The organism is Candidatus Trichorickettsia mobilis, from assembly GCF_034366785.1.
GTDB classification, from domain to species: domain Bacteria; phylum Pseudomonadota; class Alphaproteobacteria; order Rickettsiales; family Rickettsiaceae; genus Trichorickettsia; species Trichorickettsia mobilis_A.
Genome location: NZ_CP112932.1, coordinates 169,093 through 190,085 on the forward strand (window position 1 = coordinate 169,093; position 20,993 = coordinate 190,085).

Consider the following 20,993-nt stretch of genomic DNA (forward strand, 5'->3'; position numbering starts at 1 on the left):
GGAATAACAATATTATAAATGCTTAAACTATTATCTTTTTATTTTAAATTATTGGTTATGCTAAGCCTAGTTGCTATAGCAGTCGCAGTATATATAGTATATCACTATTCCAAAGATCTGCCCGATTACTCACAGCTTGCAAATTATCACCCACCTTCTGTAACCAGAATTTATTCACGCGACGGAAAATTAATAGAAGAATATGCCGTTGAGCATCGAGTATTCGTTCCGATTGGCAGCATTCCGCATTCTTTAATTGAAGCTTTTATTGCTGCAGAAGACAAGAATTTTTTCACTCATCCGGGAGTTGATATTTTTGGCATTATTAGAGCTGCAATTACCAATATCTCCAATATGTTACAACATCGTCGAGTCGAGGGAGGATCTACAATTACCCAACAAGTAGTTAAAAACTTTTTATTAACGCCAGAACGTTCATTAGAACGTAAAATAAAAGAAGCAATTCTTTCTTATATGATTTCACAAACATTCACCAAGGAGCAAATTCTTGAACTTTATTTAAATCAATTATACCTTGGTCATTCTGCTTATGGCGTTGCTGCCGCAGCACAAAGCTATTTTAACAAATCAGTTGAAGAATTAAACTTAAGTGAATCAGCATTACTTGCCGGGCTACCAAAAGCACCGTCAGCATTTAATCCGGAGAAAAATTATGCTAGAGCAAAAGAACGTCGAGATTATGTGATCTCAAGAATGTTAGAAGACGGCTATATTACTCAAGCCTCTGCGCTTGAAGCGATTGCATCACCAATCACTTTAGTTAAACGTGATCGTACAGAAACAGTAACTGCTGGCTATTACGCTGAAAAAGTAAGAGATGAAGCTGTACAAATATTTGGCAAAGAAGATTTCTACAAAGGTGGGCTCACTATTATTACAGCATTAGATACTAAAATACAGGCTTGTGCTGAACAAGCACTAAGACATGGTATTAGAGAATATGATAGAAAACATGGTTTTCATGGTAAAATAACTAATATTAATCTTGAACACTGGCAAACTGCATTAGCTAAAATGGAGAAGCCACCTTCGCTGCTTGAATATGAATTAGCTGTAGTCTTAGAAGTCTCAGATAAACATGCGAAAATTGGTCTTCAGAATAGTAAAATTTCGACTATTCCATTAACAGAAATGCAATGGACGGGATCTAATTTAAAATCAGCCAAATCTTTATTAAATAAAGGCGATGTAATAATAGTCGAAGCTATTAAAAATAATCATGAGCTTTATGGCTTAAGACAGATTCCACTGGTAAACGGTGGCATTATAGTGCTAAACCCCACTACTGGCGAAGTATTAGCATCTCTTGGTGGTTATGATTTCAGCACCAGTAAGTTTGATCGTGCCACTCAAGCACTACGTCAACCAGGTTCATTAAGCAAGACTTTTGTCTATTTAGCAGCTCTGGAAAATAATGTTCAACCAAATAAAATCTTTACCGATGGTCCTATTGAAATAAATCAAGGTGTAGGTATGCCCAGCTGGCGTCCTAAAAATTATAAAGGAGATTTTCTCGGTGAGGTTACTATGCGTACTGGTCTTGAAAAATCAAGGAATTTGGTAACAGTAAGAGTAGCACAAACTGTAGGACTCAATAAAGTTGCCGAAATAATCAAAAGATTTGGCATTAATAACGAACCTAAAAAAGTATACTCCATGGTACTCGGCTCAATTGAAACTACATTGGAGAAAATGACAATAGCATATGCAATTATTGCTAATTCTGGTAAAAAAGTGGTGCCCAAATATATTGCATTAATTAAAGATCGTAATGGTAAGGTAATTTATCGCAACAATACCGAAAAATGCGAAGGTTGTACAATTCAGCACTTACAAGACAGTATACCGCCAATTATCATATCTCAAGAACCACGTTTAATTACTGATGAAGCAAGTGCCTACCAAATCACTTCAATGCTAACAGGTGTGGTTGAGAGAGGTACTGCCGGGAAAGCTAAAAAACTTGGTAAAATTATTGCTGGTAAAACAGGAACTACCAATGATAGTCTGGATACATGGTTTATTGGCTTTACTCCACGAATCGTAGTCGGAACTTATGTTGGTTACGATACCCCAAAAACATTAGGTCGAACTGCAACGGGATCTAGTGTAGCTTTACCAATTTTCATTCATTTTATGGAAAACGCTTATACTGACATTCCTACATTGGCATTTAAAGTACCGGAATCAATAAGATTAGTAAATATTGACCAGCGTACCGGTCTCCCTATGACTAACACAGGTAGCATTACTGAAGCTTTTAAAATCCACGATATTATCAATGAGTTACCTGACTTTCCTATTGAAGATAACGATGTATTTCATAATTTACCAACTAAAGATCAATCTCAGGAAATATATTAGACCTCTTTCATAAACTATAGCTAGGATCAGTAAATTAAACACTCTAAATATTTCTATTGATTTATTGATTTCAAGATTATCTCTTATTTACACTTACAACAATCACCTCAAAATCTTAATAAAAATAAATAATTTTTTAAAACTCAAACAAATCATTGACTTCTAGATTGCAAAATATTATTATTAACATAAATTAATAAAAATATTGAGTATATGAAAAAAATTTACAATTTCCAGCAAGAAGATTCAATTATAGATATCACTTCTCATGATGAATTTACTAATTTTCTCCAATCTAATCAACCTATAGATTTATCTATAGAATATAAAGGTGAAAGACTGATAGATCACGTCTTAACCACTAAATCAACTATGGAAGTACAGCAAATTTTTGATGCAATAATCAATCAAATTTTTGCAAGTAAAACTTTGATCATTGATTTTAATACTCCTGACCAAAATGGTAAAAGCTTGTTCAGTAAATTATATGAGAAATATAGCGTTTCGCAAGCAAATGAAATAGAAGAATTATTAAATCAATTATTAACGATTTCTAATTTTTCTAAGAACTTCATTGATTGGAATCAACATGTTGATGTAAATGGTAATAGCTTAATGCTGGCTCTAGCACAAAATCCTAATCACCATATTATTGTCAACTCGTTTATTTCAGCAGTAAATGCGGAAAAGTTATCTTTATTCAAAATTAACCAAATCAATAATGCCGGTGAAAAGTTGATTGATGTTTTTAAAAAGCAATTAGATGCAAATCAAATCATAGATATATCCATATTTACTAAACTACGTGAATTAGGTTCTGGTGAGCCAAAATCTCTTTTTGTACCTGTTGCAGCTAAATTAGATACTGCTAATGTACATAATCAAATTAATGAACAACCAATTAAGAATATGCAACAAGAATTACATGGCAAGTATAATGCTATGTCTGAATTGGAGATTAAAGATGCTTTAACGGAGATTGAGCAATATATTAACATTAATAAGAATGAAAATAATATTATCCAATTACTAGAAGGCGCTCTAGAAATTTCTGCTATCGATGCGCTTCAGAATTTTAATATGCTTAAAAATGATACTGGGCAGCACAATGAGCATAATAATATTTGGATCTTTCCTACAGAATTTGCTTATATCTGGCAAGAAAGTAAGCAACTTGGATTACAAAATTTATTTGTACAAAAATTATCTGAACTTGGAGGGTGTTTCTGGGGGCAATTATTAAACATGTACCAGACTCTTGAGAAAGATGAAATAGTTTTATACAGGCCAGTGATGCCGTTTGAAAAACTATTTAGTGATGAGGCATTCTTAAATGACGTAACTAACAAAGCATTTATGGAATTAGAAAAACTAGGTCTTTCTAAAGCTACTATCAAAAATATTGCCAACAATTGGTATAAAGAACAAATTAAGACTGCTAAAGATCATGAGCTTTCAGTGGAATCTGAATTATTATTAGGTATTTTTAATAAAATATTTAAGGAGATGGTAGGCAATACAACGCTGTATAGCCAAGATTACAAGGGATTTTTTACCCTAATGAATGGTGTAGTAGCAAATTATGAATATTCTGATCCAGACAGTAATATATTTTACCAAATTTTAAAAGCATCCTCTGAAGAAATAATAGAAGAAAAATTAAAATTAGGAGAGCAGGAGCAAGAGATAATTTTTGAAAAAAAACAAGTAGTAAGTGAAAAAAAAGAGGAGTTAGAAATAATATCTGATCAGTCCCAGAAGCTAGAATTAATAGATACTTCAGAAAAAGTAGATGTAATAGAAATTATCGAAAAGCCAAAGCAATTTTTTATCGAAGAAGAAACTAAAGAATTAGTCATCAAGCAACCAATGAAGCAAGAAGAGGTAGAGTTTGATTTTGGTGCGGTAATGGCAACCAAAGCTTTACTTCAGCAGTTAAATGGTGCAAATACTATAATGTTAGTTGAACAATTCATTAAAGAAAATCAGTTTTTAGATTTAACTTTACCAGGAGAACAGGACCGTCACGCTATCTTTGACTTGTTAAATAAAACTTTAATGCCAGAGATTGCCCAACTTATTGAAATATTAACTTCTAACCCAAATATCAAAATATATTGGGGGCTACAAGACATGTTGGGAAATTCAGCGTTAATGAAACTATATCAAAAAGCATGTGAAGCAAATACAGTAGAAGCTTTTGATAGTATAGCATATATCTTAACTATTAATGCTGATATTGCAAATCAGTTATTAAATATCCATAACAATGAAGGTAAGACTTTATTTGATATTTTAAATCAAGGACATCAAATCGCTTATAAGGAAATGTTAACGTCTGGCTTAATAACTCAAGAAGTATTTGACTCTTTCTTAATTGAACAAGATCAAATAAAGCTAAAAGATATTTCACAAAGTGGTACTGGTGCATTAAACATTGTTGATAATCGTCAGAATTTGGAAGAATTAAAGATAATGGTATTTGAGCAACCAAAGCAAGACCCAACCATTGAACTGATCAAGCAATTAAATGTTGGGACCGCAGTTATGCAACTTGAGCAGTTTATTGTACAAAACGGAGTACTAGATTTAACTTCAGTTGGAGAACAAGGAGTTTCTGTAGTTTTCGATTTATTTAATAAAATTCAGGGGCCAGAAATTGCGCAAGTCACTGATATGTTAATTACCAACCCTAATGTTAAAATACACTGGCAACAACAAGATTTACAGGGCAATACAACATTAATGCAATTATATCAGAAACTATCGCTAGTAAATCAACATGAAGCACTTGACCCCATTGCCTTAGTCTTATTTCAAAATCAAGATCATATGCAAGAGATTATTGCTCCTCACAATGATATCGGTCAGAGTTTATTAGATATGCTAACCATAGGAGGGCACCGCGATCTATATAATGAAATGTTTGTAGATATATCAGGTCAACTGAATATTATGGAACAACTCTAATAATTAAACTCTGTCATAATTACTTTCGCTAACCTCAAGTAAAACTTGAGGTTAGCTTCGCTCTTCACTCAATTCCTCTAAACTCCATCTTGCTCGCGGACAAAAGTCCTTACCGTTAGTTAGTCCGGCATTAAATCTTTCAAGCCCGGCATAAGCAATCATTGCAGCATTATCTGTGCATAATTTTATCGGTGGTGCTACTAGTGTATAATCTACTGTTGCAGCACTTTCTCGTAAAATATTGTTAATATACTGATTGGCAGCTACTCCACCAGCAATAACAATAGTTTTTGTAGGCGGTGAATTAGTTAGTTGTTGATAAAGAGTAATTGCTTTCATTAATTTAATAGATAAAATTTCACCGACAGTATATTGAAAACTTGCAGCTAAATCATTAATCGTTTGTTGATTTTGAAGATCAAGCGAAGATAACAACGTCCGGACTGCAGTTTTTAAACCTGAAAAGGACATATCACAATTATTCTGATTTATAATCGGTTTTGGAAAGGTATATTTATATGGATCACCCAATTTAGCCAATTTTTCAATTTCAGGACCGCCAGGAAATGGTAATCCCAACATCTTAGCCACTTTATCAAATGCTTCTCCAACAGCATCATCAATAGTCTGACCTAAAATTTTATAGTGCCCCAAAGCATGAACTGCTACAAATTGACAATGGCCTCCAGAAACCAGTAACAACAGATAAGGATATGGAATCCCATGACTTAGGCGTGCAGTCAACGCATGTCCTTCCAAATGATTAACCGCAATAAACGGTTTATTTAAACTTGAGGCTAAAGCTCGAGCAAACATTGAACCGACGATAACGCCACCAATTAAACCAGGACCAGAGGTGGCAGCAATAGCATCAATATTCTCAATATCTAATTTTGCCTCTGCCAATGCCGTTTGCACCGCATATTCCAAATTTTGTAGATGCTTTCTTGCCGCTATTTCTGGTACTACACCACAAAAAGGTGCATGTTCACTATTTTGTGAAATTACTATATTGGATAAAATTTGTTGTGGAGCAGCAACTACTGCGGCTCCAGTATCATCACAGCTGGATTCAATGCCAAGAATTTTTGTCAAATTTATGCTCCGAGAAATATATGTGATTGTCAGAATATAGACGAAGGTCAAAATTGCAGAAGTGCTAGGAGTATCAAATTCGAGCACCGCAGCATACTTTAGTATGTGAGGAGCGCAGATATTTAGATACGACAACGCAATTCTCAATTTTCACTGAGTATAAATATTTGTTACCTCAAATGACCAACACTAGCAGCAAGACTCGCCGCTACAAACTTTTCCAAATCACCGTCAAGTACAGCTTGAGTATTAGAAGTCTCATAATTTGTTCGTAGATCTTTAACCATCTGGTAAGGTTGCAAAACATATGATCTAATCTGATGCCCCCACCCTATTTCAGTTTTGCTGGCATTGGTTGCATTTACTGCAACTGCTCTTTTTTGCAATTCTAACTCGTATAATTTAGCTCTAAGCATTTTAAAGGCTTCTGCTTTATTCTTATGCTGTGATCGATCACTTTGGCACTGCACGGCTATATTAGTTGGTAAATGAGTAATTCGTACTGCAGAATCGGTAGTATTAACATGCTGCCCACCAGCTCCAGAGGAACGATAAGTATCAATCCTTAAATCCTTCTCATCGATAGTAATTAAGATATCATCATCTAACTCCGGATAGACCCAGCATGAAGCAAAACTAGTCATTCTTTTTCCAGCGGCATTAAATGGTGATATACGTACTAACCTATGCACTCCTGATTCAGTCTTAAACCAACCATAAGCCTGATGACCATTAATTTTGATGGTACATGACTTGATGCCGGCTTCTTCCCCAGCAATTAAGTTAATAATATCTGTCTTAAAACCCAGGCGCTCTGCAAAACGCAAATACATTCTCATCATTATAGAAGCCCAATCATGACTTTCAGTACCGCCTGCACCGGCATTAATATCTAAAAAACAATTATTAGCATCAGCTTCTCCAGAAAATAGACAGGCTGTTTCAAGTTTTTCAGCGACAATGCTTAATTGCTCCAACTCTCGTTGTACCTGATCTAATACCGACTCATCATTTTCTTCAGTAGCCAATTGTGCTAATTCCAGATTATTGGTTAAATCCGCCTGTAATCCCTCAACAGCACCTAGTTTATCTTGCAGCTCACTTTTTTCTTTGAGAATTTTCTGCGCCTGTTCGGGAGCTTCCCATAAATTCTGATCCTCAGACAATGTTTGTAATTCAGCAAGTCTTAACTTAGCATTATCAAAGTCAAAGTGACCTCCGTAGTAAAGCTAAAGATTGCTCTATTTTATGGCAATAATTATCAATTTCTGCTCTCATTATTTACTCCACTAACTGAAAAGTAATTAGTATAAATCGGTGTTCCTTAAAACTCTACTTTTATTTTTTCTACTCTAACTGTATGATCATCATATTTAAATTAATAATCACGATGACTAATCAGAATTATATTAGAAATTTTTCAATTATTGCCCATATTGATCATGGCAAGTCAACCTTAGCTGACAGATTAATTGAGTATTGCGGCGGTTTATCACAAAGAGAAATGAGTCAACAAGTACTCGACTCTATGGATATTGAAAAAGAACGCGGCATTACTATTAAAGCTCAAACCGTACGCCTACATTATAAAGCTAAAGATGGCAATATTTATTATCTTAACCTCATGGATACTCCTGGTCATGTTGATTTTGCGTATGAAGTTAGCAGGTCTCTAGCAGCTTGTGAAGGTTCACTATTAGTAGTTGATGCTAGTCAAGGTGTAGAAGCACAAACTCTTGCCAATGTTTATCAAGCTATCGATAATAACCATGAAATTATTCCAGTACTTAATAAAATTGATTTGCCGGCAGCTGAACCAGATCAAGTAAAACAACAAATAGAAGATGTAATTGGCATTGATGCTAGTAATGCTCTAATGATTTCTGCAAAAAGTGGTATTGGTATTGTTGAAGTACTTGAAGCCATTGTTAACAGATTACCGGCGCCTAAAGGTAATTCTGCTGGAAGTTTAAAAGCATTGCTAGTTGATAGCTGGTATGACCCCTATCTTGGAGTAGTGATTCTAGTTCGAATTGTCGATGGTGTACTACGTAAGGGTAGCCGAATTATAATGATGTCTACTAATGCAGTCTATAATCTTGAAAATGTCGGCTATTTTACTCCTAAGAAACATTTATCTGATATACTTCATGCTGGAGAAATAGGTTTTTTCACCGCTTCAATAAAAACTGTCGCTGACTGTAAGGTAGGCGACACTATTACTGATGAAAAAAATCCTTGTACTAGCGCTCTTCCTGGCTTTAAACCTAACTTGCCGGTAGTCTTTTGTGGATTATACCCAACTGATAGTTCACAATTTGAGTATCTTAAAGATTCTTTAAATAAACTACGGCTTAATGATGCAAGTTTTGAATTTGAACCAGAGACTTCTACTGCCCTTGGTTTTGGTTTTAGATGTGGTTTCTTAGGATTATTACATCTGGAAATTATCCAAGAAAGATTAGAGCGTGAATTTGATCTTGATATGATTACTACTGCTCCAAGCGTAGTATATAAAGTACATCTTCGTGATGGTAATATATTAGAGATTCATAACCCAGCTGATTTACCGCCAGTACAAAATATTGAGACTATTGAGGAACCATGGATTAAAGCAACAATTATGGTTCCTGATAGTTTTTTAGGAGCAGTCTTAGCTTTATGCACTGATAAAAGAGGTATACAGGTAGAATTAACCTATGTTGCCGCGAGAGCAATGCTCGTATATAGGCTACCATTAAATGAAATAGTATATGATTTTTATGATCGCCTAAAAAGCTGTTCCAAAGGTTACGCTAGCTTTGACTGGCATCTAGATGGTTATGCAGAGAGTGATTTGATAAAATTATCAATTTTAGTCAATAGTGAACCGGTTGATGCTCTAGCTATTATTGTTCACCGTTCACGTGCTGAGAGTCGTGGTCGTGAATTATGCAAGCGCCTTAGGGATTTAATCCCACAACAACTATTTCAGATTGCCATTCAAGCAGCAATCGGCAGCAGAATTATTGCTCGTGAGACAGTCAAAGCACTACGTAAAGATGTCTTAGCAAAATGTTATGGTGGTGATATTAGCCGTAAACGAAAATTACTTGATAAGCAAAAAGCTGGTAAAAAACGGATGCGCAATATTGGTAATATTGAAATCCCTCAGTCAGCTTTTATTGCGGCATTAAAAATTGGTGATGAATGATCAATCTCAAAAATTTTTAATAGAATTATATAAATAACAGATATATAAGTTTAATCTTGATTATTACAGCTATTTTGCTATTTTATAAACCATGGTACCTCAAAAACACCTTAAGCCAAAACTGGTTTTTCCGAACCATTGTTACGGACTCCTTAGTCGGGAGTCCTACTATTATATAATAGTGCCTTTGGCATAAAGATAGTAGGGGCGTGTGTTTTGGCATGGTTTTTGAGCTCCCGGCATCAATTCATAGATTTTAAAAAGGAGCCCGAATTATGGAACATGACTTTATTAACAATTGTATCACCATTTTTGCTAATTGCGCTGACTGGATTAAAGCTGTTATTATCATCAGTATTGGAATAACTTTCATTAGCATCTCTTATTTAATAAAACAAACTATTATTGAATCAATTAAGCTTATTAAAATCACCAGAATCAATGAATGATAAATACAAGCAATAAATTATGACATCATCAGAGAGGCAAAAAAGTATCTCTGTTTGTATTATTGGCAAACCTAACGCTGGTAAATCATCATTGCTGAATAAGATTATTGGTCATAAAATTTCTATAGTCACTCCAAAAGTTCAAACTACCCGTTCAATGATTACTGGTATTGTCACTATCAAAGATACTCAACTTATTCTGTTTGATACTCCTGGTATCTTTGAACCATCAAGACAACTTGAGCGAGCAATGGTAAGATGTGCTTGGTCTAGCCTTCACGGTGCTGATCTAGTATTGTTGATTATCGATAATTTAGCTGTATTTGATCAAAGGATGTTTGAAATCTTTGAAAAATTACGCTCACTAAACATCAAACCGATTTTTCTTCTAAATAAAATAGATGTAAAAGAGAAACAAAAATCTCAAAATGAAGATTATTTAAAAGAACATTTTGATAATCCTGAAATTTTTAAGATATCAGCTTTATCTGGAACCGGAGTACAGGAACTAATAGACCATTTATGTATGATAGCTTCCCCTTCCCCATGGTTGTACGAACAAGATGATATTACTACTCAACCTATGCGTTTCCTGGCCTCAGAAATTACTCGAGAGCAATTATTTTTAACCTTACGTGAGGAGTTGCCATATAATCTCACCGTTCAAACTGAAAGCTGGAATGAAGACAATAATACCATCACTATCCGACAAATCATCGTCGTATCACGTGAAAATTATAAAATTATGATTCTTGGAAAAAATGGTGCAAAAATTAAAGAAATTGGCACTTTAGCACGTTTAGAAATGGAAAAATCTTTTGAGACTAAAGTACATTTATTCCTATTCGTAAAAGTTAGAGAATTATGGGAAAATATGCCAGAATTTTATAATTATATGGGGCTTAAGCTTACCAAAGATAAAAAGTAATATGCGAACACTTTCTTTTAATCTTCTCGCACTACCAATACCGAAACGCTAGCATGTCTTACTATTTTAGAAGCATTGGGTCCAAGCATATAATCTCTAAGTTGAGGTCTAACTGCAGACACGATAATTAAATCAGCTTTAATTTCATTAGCATATTGAATTACTTCATCATAAACCGCTCCACGATCAACACGAAAATTTACTTTCATATCATGTGGAAGATATTGCTGGATTAATGCTTGAATTTGCTCCTCGTACTTCTTCTTTTGATCTTTACTCCAATTTTTAGGCAAATAATCTTCGATAACTTTCATGCCAAAATCTGGAATAATATGAACAAAATTTAATGTTGCATTAAAAGCTTGTACAAAATTAATTGCCACTGGCAATATAGCTTTAACCGATTGTTTATCTGCTAGATCTATAGGTATTACAATATTCCTGAACATGTATCCTCTGGTTTATGAGAAATATTTTTGTTTATCTAAAGTACCCTCACTATGATCAACAATTAAGGTAATGGTAGCATCACCGGTAATATTAATCGTAGTACGTAACATATCCAGTATTCTATCAATTCCTGCTAAAATAGCTACACCTTCTATTGGTAAATTTACTGAAGATAATACCATAGGTAACATAATCAACGATGCTCCTGGAATACCGGCTCCGCCTATAGAACCTAGCGTTGCCGTAATCACAATCACCACATAATCATGTGGCGCTAAAGCAACACCCATCATTTGAGCAAAGAATATAGTACATAAACCAAGGTTAATTGCAAACCCGTCCATATTAATCGAAGCTCCAAGTGGTAATACAAAAGATGTACTCGATTCAGACACACCCATACGCTCTCTACATACTTGCATTGTTGTTGGTAGTGTTGCTTTACTACTTGAAGTTGAAAAAGCGATAGCTTGATATTCTAGACTCTTTTTATAAAAAGGTAATGGTGAAATTCGACAACAAACATATATCAGTACCCCAAATATCAAATATTGACATACCATGGCCATACTTACAGCCATTACTAATTTTGATAGACTAATCATTACCCCTATACCTTGAGTACCGACTACCCAGGCCGTAAGTGCAAAGGCACCATATGGAGATAATAACATGATGCATGAAATCATCTTTAATACTATTTTACAAATACTGTGGCACAAATCCTTAACTTTTACAACACCAGCATTAGCCCCCATAATATTCATGGTAAAACCAGTAAATATCGCAAAAAATACTATTTGTAATGTACTACCTTCTGCAAAAGATTTAATAACATTATTAGGTACCATATTTACAAACATTTCCAGCATATTAAAGGGTTTTGCTTCTGCATTACCCACTACTCCTCCAAAATCAATATGTACCCCATCGCCAGGCTTAATCACTAAAGCTACAGTAATGCCAAATAACACTGCAAAAAAAGTTGTACTTAAGAACGCTACTACCGCTTTCATCCCTATTCTACCGAGAGAACTTGAGTCACTCATGCTGGTAATACCAGAGATCAGACTAAAAAAAATCAACGGCGCAATCACCATCGAAATCATTCGCAAAAAAATATCCCCCATTGGCTTAACGTACGAAACGTATCCAGGAGCAATCAACCCAAATACTATACCAACAATCATCCCTAAGATTACTTTATGCCAAAGCTTTAATGTCATATTAGATCTCTTTTTTAAATGCACCAGTCATCCAGTCTAAATAAGGTTGAAAACCATCAGTAATATTAAATTTTATAATTTGTGGTAATTGATAATTATGTATTGCAATAATAGCTTGTTCTATTTGTTGATAATTGCTTGCCTTGGCTTTAATCATTAATCGAAATTCTTGTTCATTATCTATCTTACCATCCCACTTAAAAACACTCTTTACTTCATCAATTTGTACGCAAGCAGCTAAATCACTAAGCACTAATTCTTGAGCTATTTGCTCAGCTATCTCCTTTAAATTAGTAGTAGTTAGAATTACACATACCTGTTCCATTTCATACCTCCACAAAACAATTTGGAGTTTCAAATAGCTTTAACTTAACTATTTGAAAACTACTATCAGTAAACAATTTAGGCATCACCTCCATTTTTAAATGCAAGGCAATATTTTCTGCTGTCGGGTTATTTGCTAAATAATAAATTTTCTGACCGGTATATTCAGCAATGGCTTGACCAAGAATTTTATCCTTACTAGATAAAATCACATTATGATCAAAATTATCATCAATCCAACCTTTGACTATATTTTTTATTAAGCTAAAATCTACCACCATCCCTAGATCATTTAACATTTCTGCCTGAGCAGTTACCTCCAATACATAACGATGACCATGCAAAAATTTACATTTACTATGATGATCCACAACTCGATGCCCAGCATCAAATTCTATCTTGCGAGTACAACTTATCATATCGTATAATATTATTAATGTTTTAGCAATAAAAATTAATCAATAATTGTTGATTTATCGATTCTCAAATACTGAAAAGCACTTAAGGTAATTACTCTACCTCTTGATGTGCGTTGCAATAGACCTATTTGCATCAAATAAGGTTCTATAGTTTCTTCAATAGCATCTCGATGTTCAGATAATGCAGCAGCAATGGTTTCAATACCTACCGGTCCGCCATCATAGTGCATAGCAATAAATTTTAAATAACGATAATCATTACTATCCAACCCAGCTTTATCTACCTCCAAACGATTTAATGCTGAATCCGCAAGTATGGCATTAACCTCAGTAACACCATCTACTATTGCAAAATCACAAATTCGTTTCAATAGTCTTAGTGCAATTCTAGGTGTTCCTCGTGCACGTTTAGCAATCTCAGTAGCTCCATCATCAACTAAATTAATATTCAATAGTGAACCACCTCTAACTACAATCTGTTTTAATTCGTTTAATTCGTAAAAATTTAACCGCAAAGGGATTCCAAATCGATCACGTAAAGGGCTACTAAGTAAACCAAGTCTTGTAGTTGCTCCCACTAAAGTAAAACGTGGCAAGTTAATTCTTACTGACCTTGCCGTTGGCCCCTCACCAATAATTATATCTAAAGCAAAATCCTCCATTGCGGAATATAATATTTCTTCGACATTAGTATTTAAGCGATGAATTTCATCAATAAACAAGACATCATTTTCTTGTAAATTAGTTAATATTGCCGCTAAATCAGCAGCTTTTGATAAAGCAGGACCAGAAACTGATTTTAAATTAACCCCCATTTCTTTAGCAATAATAGTCGCCAGCGTAGTTTTACCAAGACCTGGAGGACCATAAAATAAAGTATGATCCAATGATTCTCCACGGCTCCTGGCTGCTTGAATAAATATTGATAAATTCTCTTTAATTTTTTGTTGTCCAACAAATTCATTTAAATAACTAGGTCTTAAAGATAATTCTTGATCATTTAACTGCTTTTCTTTTGATAAAATAATATTATTAGACACTAATATGTTACTCCGTAATTCATAACAAATTTTAGTTGATATAGACCAAAATCAAAATCCGCTAATTCGGTGAGTTTAACTAGTATATTGCGCTTTAAAAGCTAATCTGATTAACTCATCTATCGAAACATCAGGCTGTGAAACTAAAACTGTACTTACTATATTTTGAGCTTCGGTTTTGTTAATTCCTAAATTTACTAAAGCTGATATCGCATCCATCGCAATATTATTTTTACCATTGTCACTTATATTCTCAAATGGTAATGGCATAGCCGGTAATTTATTCTTTAATTCAATAATAATTCTTTCGGCCATTTTTGCCCCTACTCCTGTAACGGCCTTAAATATATCTTTATCTCGCGCACTAATTGAGATACTAATTTGATAAGGAGTAAGGTGGGATAGAATAGCTAAAGCTATTCTTGGCCCTATGCCATTAACTGACAATAGCATATTAAAAGTATGTTTTTCATCTATCGATAAAAATCCGTAAAGGTTTATATGATCTTCCCTAACATGAGTCTCAATAAAAAATTGATAATATTCATTTTCAGTTAAATTAGATAAATTTTTTGTTGAACAATATACTAAATACCCTACTCCGCCTACATCTACTATTACATGATCATCAGCACATGATACTTTACCGCGCAGTCTGCCTATCATAAGTTAACTAGAAAAACTATAATTGTTATTAATGAATATATCCAGCTAATGATAATAGCAACCAATCTTACTTAAAGCAACTAAACATACAACTTTTTAAATTATATTAAAATATAAAATATACTAGCTAGCTACGTTGTAGCTTCTCAGTTAAGCTAATAGATTGCTGTATATCTATTTTATAAGTAGAGAAAATGGTAAACTAAATTCCTCAAGAATTATCAAAATCCAATTTATATAAAAATATTTGTATAATAGGAATTTATGTATTATAATATTAAATTAAAACGATTAGATTAATTATATAATAAATAGGGTTGATTATGTCTAAAGATTTAACAGATATGCTTCTTGCTATTACAAGAAATGACAGCTTAATTAAAGGAACTATAACATCACCATCCGATATATCTATCCTTATTAGAGCATTTAAAGAACAAATGTGTCGTAAAGGTATTAGTTTACCGACAGAAAGCGAAGAACAGAAACTAGATATACATTTTGAACCAGGAGCTTACGAATATACAGATATAGCGCGGTTAACAATGGTACTCGCTAGTACAAAAATCACCAAACTCAGTGTTCATTTTACAGGTACAGAACATGGTAATAAAGAAAAAGAAGTGCTAGGGACACTTATTCATTGGTTGCCAGCAACTAATATTCACACTTTAGAGTTAATAGGTACTCCATACGGCAATTCTTGTGTCAAAACTCTATCGGAATCTAAGAAAAATAGTAATATTACTAATCTTATTTTCACTTATACTGGCTTAAGTTATCCCGGTCTAAAAGCAATAAAAGATGCTCCACAAATATTCTTTAATAACCTAACTCATTTTAGCTTAGATGAACAACAACATTGCACGTTCAATGAAAACAGCGTAGCTACATTAGCTGAGTTATTGCAGCGTTCAAACATCACTCATTTAAAATTTGGTACTTGTCATTTAGATAAAGTTCATATCTTATTTGAAATTCTACCATATACAAAGATTATTGAACTTGAGTTGAGTTGTAATGAATTAGGTTCGAATATATCGGATATAGAAGCGTTGGCTAGAGCTCTACAATCTACAACAAATATCACCAAGCTTAATGTCTCAGTTAATCATCTTGGAAATCCAGGGACAGAAGCTTTAGCGAGCGCTTTACAGTTAACCAAAATAACCGACCTTGATTTGCATATGAATGGTATAAAGGATGAAGGAGCACAAGCATTAGCAGCAGTTCTGCCATCCACAAATATCACCAAACTTAATATCTCGGACAATAGATTTGGAACTCCAGGGATAGTAGCATTAGCTAATGCTTTAGCTTTACCGTCAACTCAAATAACTGATCTTGATTTGCATGCGAATTATATAATGGATGAGGGAGCACAAGCATTAGCAGCAGTTCTGTCATCTACAAATATCACCAAACTTAATATCTCGGACAATAGATTTGGAACTCCAGGGACAGAAGCATTAGCTAATGCTTTAGCTTTACCGTCAACTCAAATAACCGATCTTGATTTGAGTATGAACTATATAAAGGATCAAGGAGCAATTGCATTAGCAGCAGTTTTGCTATCCACAAATATCACTAAGCTTAATGTATCGAATAATCAACTTGGAACTCCAGGGATAGTAGCTTTAGCGGGGGTGTTACCACAAACAAAGATCACCGAGCTTATTTTGTACAATGGGGTTGAGGAAAATGATGAGTATAAGGATTTTAATATAGCAGAAGATCTCAGCATAGAAGCATTAACAGAAGCTTTGTTAAATCCAAATACTAAGCTCACCAAACTTACACTGGTTGCAAATGCTGAATCAATTAACATGGATGTAATGTCAGAGCTTTATCAGGGGATCAAAAGAAGCAATATTACAGAATTTGACTGTAAAGTACTGACACCTACGGATAATAACAATAAAGCGTCAGAATTTATTGACCAGTTAAATAAATTTATTATTAATAACAATATTACAATTAAGATCTCTATAGATGGTAGGGAAGACAATTCTAGCTCAGAGTTCATAAAGTTTAATAAATTATTGCAAGAACAAGGGATGGAAGATCACATTAAATCGTTTGGGCTTGATATTTGTCGGCGTAAAATTGATTTTAGCAAATTTACCAGTAATTATGAGTGGTTCGAAGTTTTTGTAGGACATAATATTGCTTTGTTCTCTCAATTATATGATGAGTTGGTATCATACATTGATGCTGAGTTACCGTACTCAAACGCTGCTAATAGTTCATATAATAGAGAAGAGTTGGTTGCAATGCTGAACAGGATGATTGTGGATCATCAGCATTCATCATCTGAAATTCATCATGATAATGTAGAGAATGTAGAAAACATTATGCAACTATCACCATTAGGTCAACATGATGATCTTAATGAAGATATAGCATAATGTGAAGATGCTCTAATAACAGTTATAAATTAATTAATGTCATTATGTAAAGGTCCACTAATTAGTTGTGAGCGTTCAGGGGTTTTTAAAAAAGTCGTCATTGCGAGGGCTTTGCCCGAAGCAATCCAGTTCTTTGTACTAGATTTTCTGGATTGCTTCAGAGCTAAAGCTCTTCGCAATGACGTTGGTCACCAGCTTTTTAAGTAGTATATTGATGTTTAATTTTAAAAACCGTGAATGCTCACAATTAGTTGACTTTTACATAAATTTCGTGCTACAATTTCACTGATTCATCATATAGACCTTCAATGATTAAAGAGTAATGTATTCTATATTAAGTCTTTACATATTCCTATTAATCCTCAGTATTCTATACTTTCTATACAAGCCAGAAAATCTTTATAAAAAAATTTATATTGCTATTGTAGTAAAAATAAACTTAATAACTTTATTATATTTTCTTTTCTTTTTTGGACATGATAAATATAAAAAAGAGCAGTTACATCATCATTTATTAAGCGAATCAATCAACTTTAACTTAAAAGCAGATAATGGAACATATAGTTGATCTTTCTCGGTTACAATTTGCGATAACCGCAATTTATCATTTTTTATTTGTACCACTTACCCTAGGCTTGGCTTTGCTACTTGCGGTCATGGAAAGTGTTTATGTGATGTCAGGACATCACATATGGAGAAGCATGACCAAATTCTGGGGGAAGCTTTTTGCCATTAACTTTGCCATGGGAGTAGCTACTGGCATTACCATGGAGTTTCAGTTCGGTACAAACTGGGCTTATTTCTCTCATTATGTTGGCGATATTTTTGGTGTTCCTTTAGCCATCGAGGGATTAATGGCATTTTTCCTAGAAAGTACTTTCGTCGGTTTATTTTTATTCGGCTGGGACAAAATGAGTAAGTTAGGGCATTTATTATGCACTTGGCTTATGGCTATTGGCGCTAATTTTTCAGCATTATGGATTCTTATTGCTAATGGCTGGATGCAGAATCCGGTAGGAGCTGTATTTAATCCTGAATCTATGCGCATGGAAATTGAATCCATTACTGCTGTAATCTTTAATCCTGTTGCTCAAGCTAAATTTGTGCATACCGTAAGTGCAGGTTATGTTACCGGAGCTATGTTTGTGCTTTCAATCAGCTGCTATTACCTATTAGCAGGTAAGTTCACTGAATTTGCAAAAAGATCTATCATAATTTCAAGTAGTTTTGGTTTACTATCCGCTCTATCAGTAGTAGTCTTAGGTGATGAAAGCGGTTATTTGACTGGTTTTAATCAGAAAATGAAAATGGCAGCCATAGAAGCAATATGGGAAACCGAAAAGGCTCCCGCTCCCTTCACGTTATTTGGAATTCCTAATCAGGAAAAATTATCAACTGATTATACCATAAAAATACCTTACTTAATGGGAATTATTGGCACCAGATCTTTAGACCAAGAAATCTTAGGAATTAAGGAGTTAGTTGAAATATCTAAATCTAAAATTATCGCAGGATTAGTTGAATATGAAGTGCTGTTAAGGTTAAAAAACAAAGAAAGTCAAAATAAATTAGCCGATATTCAATTTCTACGTGAAAATTACTCAAACATTGGCTACGCTTTATTACTCAAGAAATATAGAGTGGATATCTTAAACTCTACCCAAGAAGAAATAGATAAGGCAGCATGGTCTAACGTCCCTAAAGTACTACCGTTATTTTTTTCTTTCAGGATAATGGTGGCTTGTGGGGTTTATTTTATTGTCTTATTTACTCTTACTTTCTATTGGATGAACATATGTAGGAACTTTGAAAAAAAATGGTTATTAAAATTATCACTATTAAGCTTGCCCTTACCATGGCTTGCTGCTGAACTCGGATGGATTGTTGCTGAACTTGGCAGGCAACCATGGGCTATTCATGGCATTTTGCCTACATTTTTAGGAGTATCTCCGGTTAGTAATATTGAAATCATCAGCAGTATTATTGGTTTCGTAGTTCTTTACACTTTGCTATTAGTTATAGATATATTTCTCATGGTTAAGACAGCCAGAACCGGACCGGAACATTTCTTACAAGATTTAAAGAATTAATGGTGATTTTTTATGTTAGATTTTGAAACTCTAAGGATAATTTGGTGGCTTCTTCTTGGCGTACTATTGATAGGATTTGCTATTCTCGGTGGTATTGATCTCGGAGTAGCAACTCTACTACCTTATGTTTCTAAACAAGATATTGAACGAAGAATAGTTTTAAATACTATTGCTCCAACTTGGGAAGGTAACCAGGTTTGGTTTATACTAGGAGGTGGAGCAATTTTTGCCGCTTGGCCAACTGTATATGCTGTTACTTTTTCTAATTTTTACTTTGCTTTACTTTTAATTCTTATAGCTTTAATTTTAAGACCTGTAGGCTTGGATTTTCGTAGCAAAATCGAATGTCCGATTTGGCGTAAATTATGGGATATAGCCATAAATATTAGCGGCATAGTACCAAGCTTGGTTTTTGGAGTAGCGGTTGGAAACGTGCTTCAAGGTATCGATTTTGACTTGGATGAATTTATGTTCATAAAAAATTCTACAGGATTTTGGGCCTTATTTTCACCATTTACTTTATTATGCGGAGTCACCAGCCTATCAATGATAGTTTCACAGGGAGCGGCCTTTTTAGTATTAAAAACTGAAGCAGATATCCAAGATCGCGCTAAAACAATACTGAAAATAACTCCTATTTTAACTTTATTATTATTTATTATTGGTGGGTGGTGTATATCTAAAATGAATGGATTTTCAATTATTGGAGATCTAGCTCATGACGCATCGAGTGATCCTCACGGCAAATTAGTTAAAATGTGTCCTGGTGCCTGGCTAGAAAATTATAGTAAAACACCTTGGTTTCTGACTGCTCCGATATTAGGAGCAAGCGGCGCAATAATGACCTGGATATTGGCTCTCTTAAGAAAATATAGCCTAGTGATTATCACTAATTCATTATCAATTCTAGGAATTATTTCCACTGTCGGTTTATCGATGTTTCCTTTTATTCTACCGTCAAAAATTAATTATACAGCAAGTTTAACCGTATGGGATGCTTCCAGCAGTCAAACCTCACTATTTATAATGTTGCTTGCAGTTATTATATTCATGCCTATAATATTATTCTACACATCTTGGGCTTATAAAATAATGTTTGGCAAGGTAACAGAAAAACATGTTAAATCTAAACCTCACGAGGTATATTAATGTGGTATTTTTCTTGGATTCTAGGTATAGGTTTAGCTTGTACTTTTAGTATTTTAAATGCTCTTTGGTTTGAATTAAATTCTTTCACTGAAGCTGATAAATCTGAGGATGCTCAATAAAGTACTTAGGCATTGCATACAAAATTTTAATGAGCTTATTTAAGTATTTTTTGTCTGCAAAATAACAAAGATTCTTTGAAAT

General features: G+C 33.9%; 17 protein-coding genes. 9 read left to right on the forward strand and 8 right to left on the reverse strand.

Annotated elements, in window-relative coordinates; translation table 11 throughout:
- The first annotated feature begins 18 nt into the window (after nucleotides 1-18).
- Nucleotides 19-2,385, forward strand: coding sequence for a penicillin-binding protein 1A (locus Trichorick_RS00790; protein ID WP_323738376.1), 2,367 nt, complete (start codon nucleotides 19-21; stop codon nucleotides 2,383-2,385).
- Between the two features lie 213 nt (nucleotides 2,386-2,598).
- Complete coding sequence (locus Trichorick_RS00795; RefSeq protein WP_323738377.1) at nucleotides 2,599-5,355, forward strand: hypothetical protein; 2,757 nt, start codon at nucleotides 2,599-2,601, stop codon at nucleotides 5,353-5,355.
- A gap of 51 nt (nucleotides 5,356-5,406) precedes the next feature.
- On the opposite strand, the gene tsaD is transcribed toward Trichorick_RS00795, so the two are convergent.
- Together tsaD and prfB are read right to left on the reverse strand one after the other, a co-directional pair.
- A complete protein-coding gene (gene tsaD / locus Trichorick_RS00800; protein ID WP_323738378.1) occupies nucleotides 5,407-6,450 on the reverse strand; it encodes a tRNA (adenosine(37)-N6)-threonylcarbamoyltransferase complex transferase subunit TsaD in 1,044 nt (347 codons plus the stop codon).
- A gap of 170 nt (nucleotides 6,451-6,620) precedes the next feature.
- A protein-coding gene (gene prfB / locus Trichorick_RS00805) for a peptide chain release factor 2 (protein ID WP_323738379.1) occupies nucleotides 6,621-7,728 on the reverse strand; the annotation gives its coding sequence in 2 pieces (ribosomal slippage) (nucleotides 6,621-7,658 and nucleotides 7,660-7,728; 1,107 coding nt in all).
- A 112-nt stretch (nucleotides 7,729-7,840) separates the two neighbouring features.
- Here prfB and lepA point away from each other — a divergent pair.
- The 3 genes from lepA to era all read left to right on the forward strand — a co-directional run bounded on the left by lepA (nucleotide 7,841) and on the right by era (nucleotide 11,020).
- Nucleotides 7,841-9,643 (forward strand): translation elongation factor 4, encoded by a 1,803-nt coding sequence (lepA, locus tag Trichorick_RS00810; RefSeq protein WP_323738380.1) that lies wholly within the window; start codon nucleotides 7,841-7,843, stop codon nucleotides 9,641-9,643.
- Between the two features lie 275 nt (nucleotides 9,644-9,918).
- Nucleotides 9,919-10,092: a hypothetical protein gene (locus Trichorick_RS00815; RefSeq protein ID WP_323738381.1), complete on the forward strand. Its 174-nt coding sequence runs from the start codon at nucleotides 9,919-9,921 to the stop codon at nucleotides 10,090-10,092.
- 19 nt (nucleotides 10,093-10,111) lie between these two features.
- Nucleotides 10,112-11,020, forward strand: a complete 909-nt coding sequence (era, locus tag Trichorick_RS00820; protein WP_323738382.1) for a GTPase Era — start codon at nucleotides 10,112-10,114, stop codon at nucleotides 11,018-11,020.
- A 17-nt stretch (nucleotides 11,021-11,037) separates the two neighbouring features.
- On the opposite strand, the gene Trichorick_RS00825 is transcribed toward era, so the two are convergent.
- From Trichorick_RS00825 to ruvA, 6 genes are all read right to left on the reverse strand, one after another.
- Nucleotides 11,038-11,469, reverse strand: coding sequence for a universal stress protein (locus Trichorick_RS00825; protein ID WP_323738383.1), 432 nt, complete (start codon nucleotides 11,467-11,469; stop codon nucleotides 11,038-11,040).
- A gap of 12 nt (nucleotides 11,470-11,481) precedes the next feature.
- Entirely contained in the window at nucleotides 11,482-12,696 is a 1,215-nt protein-coding gene (locus Trichorick_RS00830; protein ID WP_323738384.1) for a dicarboxylate/amino acid:cation symporter, read from the reverse strand.
- Between the two features lies 1 nt (nucleotide 12,697).
- Nucleotides 12,698-13,021 carry a divalent-cation tolerance protein CutA gene (cutA, locus tag Trichorick_RS00835; RefSeq protein WP_323738385.1) on the reverse strand — a complete coding sequence of 108 codons (324 nt, stop codon included), beginning with the start codon at nucleotides 13,019-13,021 and terminating at the stop codon, nucleotides 12,698-12,700.
- 1 nt (nucleotide 13,022) lies between these two features.
- Nucleotides 13,023-13,439: a 6-pyruvoyl trahydropterin synthase family protein gene (locus Trichorick_RS00840; RefSeq protein ID WP_323738386.1), complete on the reverse strand. Its 417-nt coding sequence runs from the start codon at nucleotides 13,437-13,439 to the stop codon at nucleotides 13,023-13,025.
- A 35-nt stretch (nucleotides 13,440-13,474) separates the two neighbouring features.
- Nucleotides 13,475-14,479, reverse strand: a complete 1,005-nt coding sequence (gene ruvB / locus Trichorick_RS00845) for a Holliday junction branch migration DNA helicase RuvB (protein ID WP_323738387.1) — start codon at nucleotides 14,477-14,479, stop codon at nucleotides 13,475-13,477.
- 75 nt (nucleotides 14,480-14,554) lie between these two features.
- Entirely contained in the window at nucleotides 14,555-15,145 is a 591-nt protein-coding gene (ruvA, locus tag Trichorick_RS00850; protein WP_323738388.1) for a Holliday junction branch migration protein RuvA, read from the reverse strand.
- A 323-nt stretch (nucleotides 15,146-15,468) separates the two neighbouring features.
- On the opposite strand from ruvA, the gene Trichorick_RS00855 reads away from it, so the two are divergent.
- The 4 genes from Trichorick_RS00855 (at nucleotide 15,469) to cydX (ending at nucleotide 20,911) form a co-directional block, all read left to right on the forward strand.
- A complete protein-coding gene (locus tag Trichorick_RS00855) occupies nucleotides 15,469-17,553 on the forward strand; it encodes a leucine-rich repeat domain-containing protein (RefSeq protein ID WP_323738389.1) in 2,085 nt (694 codons plus the stop codon).
- 551 nt (nucleotides 17,554-18,104) lie between these two features.
- A complete protein-coding gene (locus Trichorick_RS00860) occupies nucleotides 18,105-19,643 on the forward strand; it encodes a cytochrome ubiquinol oxidase subunit I (protein ID WP_323738390.1) in 1,539 nt (512 codons plus the stop codon).
- A 12-nt stretch (nucleotides 19,644-19,655) separates the two neighbouring features.
- On the forward strand, nucleotides 19,656-20,792 hold the full coding sequence (gene cydB / locus Trichorick_RS00865) for a cytochrome d ubiquinol oxidase subunit II (protein WP_323738391.1): 1,137 nt from the start codon (nucleotides 19,656-19,658) through the stop codon (nucleotides 20,790-20,792).
- Nucleotides 20,792-20,911 (forward strand): cytochrome bd-I oxidase subunit CydX, encoded by a 120-nt coding sequence (gene cydX / locus Trichorick_RS00870; RefSeq protein ID WP_316353318.1) that lies wholly within the window; start codon nucleotides 20,792-20,794, stop codon nucleotides 20,909-20,911. Before cydB ends, cydX begins: the two co-directional genes overlap by 1 nt.
- The last annotated feature ends 82 nt before the right edge of the window (nucleotides 20,912-20,993 follow it).

Coding starts and splice junctions, on each gene's coding strand:
- Trichorick_RS00790 (WP_323738376.1), top strand. CDS start 19: ATGCTTAAACTATTATCTTTTTATTTTAAATTATTGGTTATGCTAAGC.
- Trichorick_RS00795 (WP_323738377.1), top strand. CDS start 2,599: ATGAAAAAAATTTACAATTTCCAGCAAGAAGATTCAATTATAGATATC.
- lepA (WP_323738380.1), top strand. CDS start 7,841: ATGACTAATCAGAATTATATTAGAAATTTTTCAATTATTGCCCATATT.
- Trichorick_RS00815 (WP_323738381.1), top strand. CDS start 9,919: ATGGAACATGACTTTATTAACAATTGTATCACCATTTTTGCTAATTGC.
- era (WP_323738382.1), top strand. CDS start 10,112: ATGACATCATCAGAGAGGCAAAAAAGTATCTCTGTTTGTATTATTGGC.
- Trichorick_RS00825 (WP_323738383.1), bottom strand. CDS start 11,469: ATGTTCAGGAATATTGTAATACCTATAGATCTAGCAGATAAACAATCG.
- Trichorick_RS00830 (WP_323738384.1), bottom strand. CDS start 12,696: ATGACATTAAAGCTTTGGCATAAAGTAATCTTAGGGATGATTGTTGGT.
- cutA (WP_323738385.1), bottom strand. CDS start 13,021: ATGGAACAGGTATGTGTAATTCTAACTACTACTAATTTAAAGGAGATA.
- Trichorick_RS00840 (WP_323738386.1), bottom strand. CDS start 13,439: ATGATAAGTTGTACTCGCAAGATAGAATTTGATGCTGGGCATCGAGTT.
- ruvA (WP_323738388.1), bottom strand. CDS start 15,145: ATGATAGGCAGACTGCGCGGTAAAGTATCATGTGCTGATGATCATGTA.
- Trichorick_RS00855 (WP_323738389.1), top strand. CDS start 15,469: ATGTCTAAAGATTTAACAGATATGCTTCTTGCTATTACAAGAAATGAC.
- Trichorick_RS00860 (WP_323738390.1), top strand. CDS start 18,105: ATGGAACATATAGTTGATCTTTCTCGGTTACAATTTGCGATAACCGCA.
- cydB (WP_323738391.1), top strand. CDS start 19,656: ATGTTAGATTTTGAAACTCTAAGGATAATTTGGTGGCTTCTTCTTGGC.
- cydX (WP_316353318.1), top strand. CDS start 20,792: ATGTGGTATTTTTCTTGGATTCTAGGTATAGGTTTAGCTTGTACTTTT.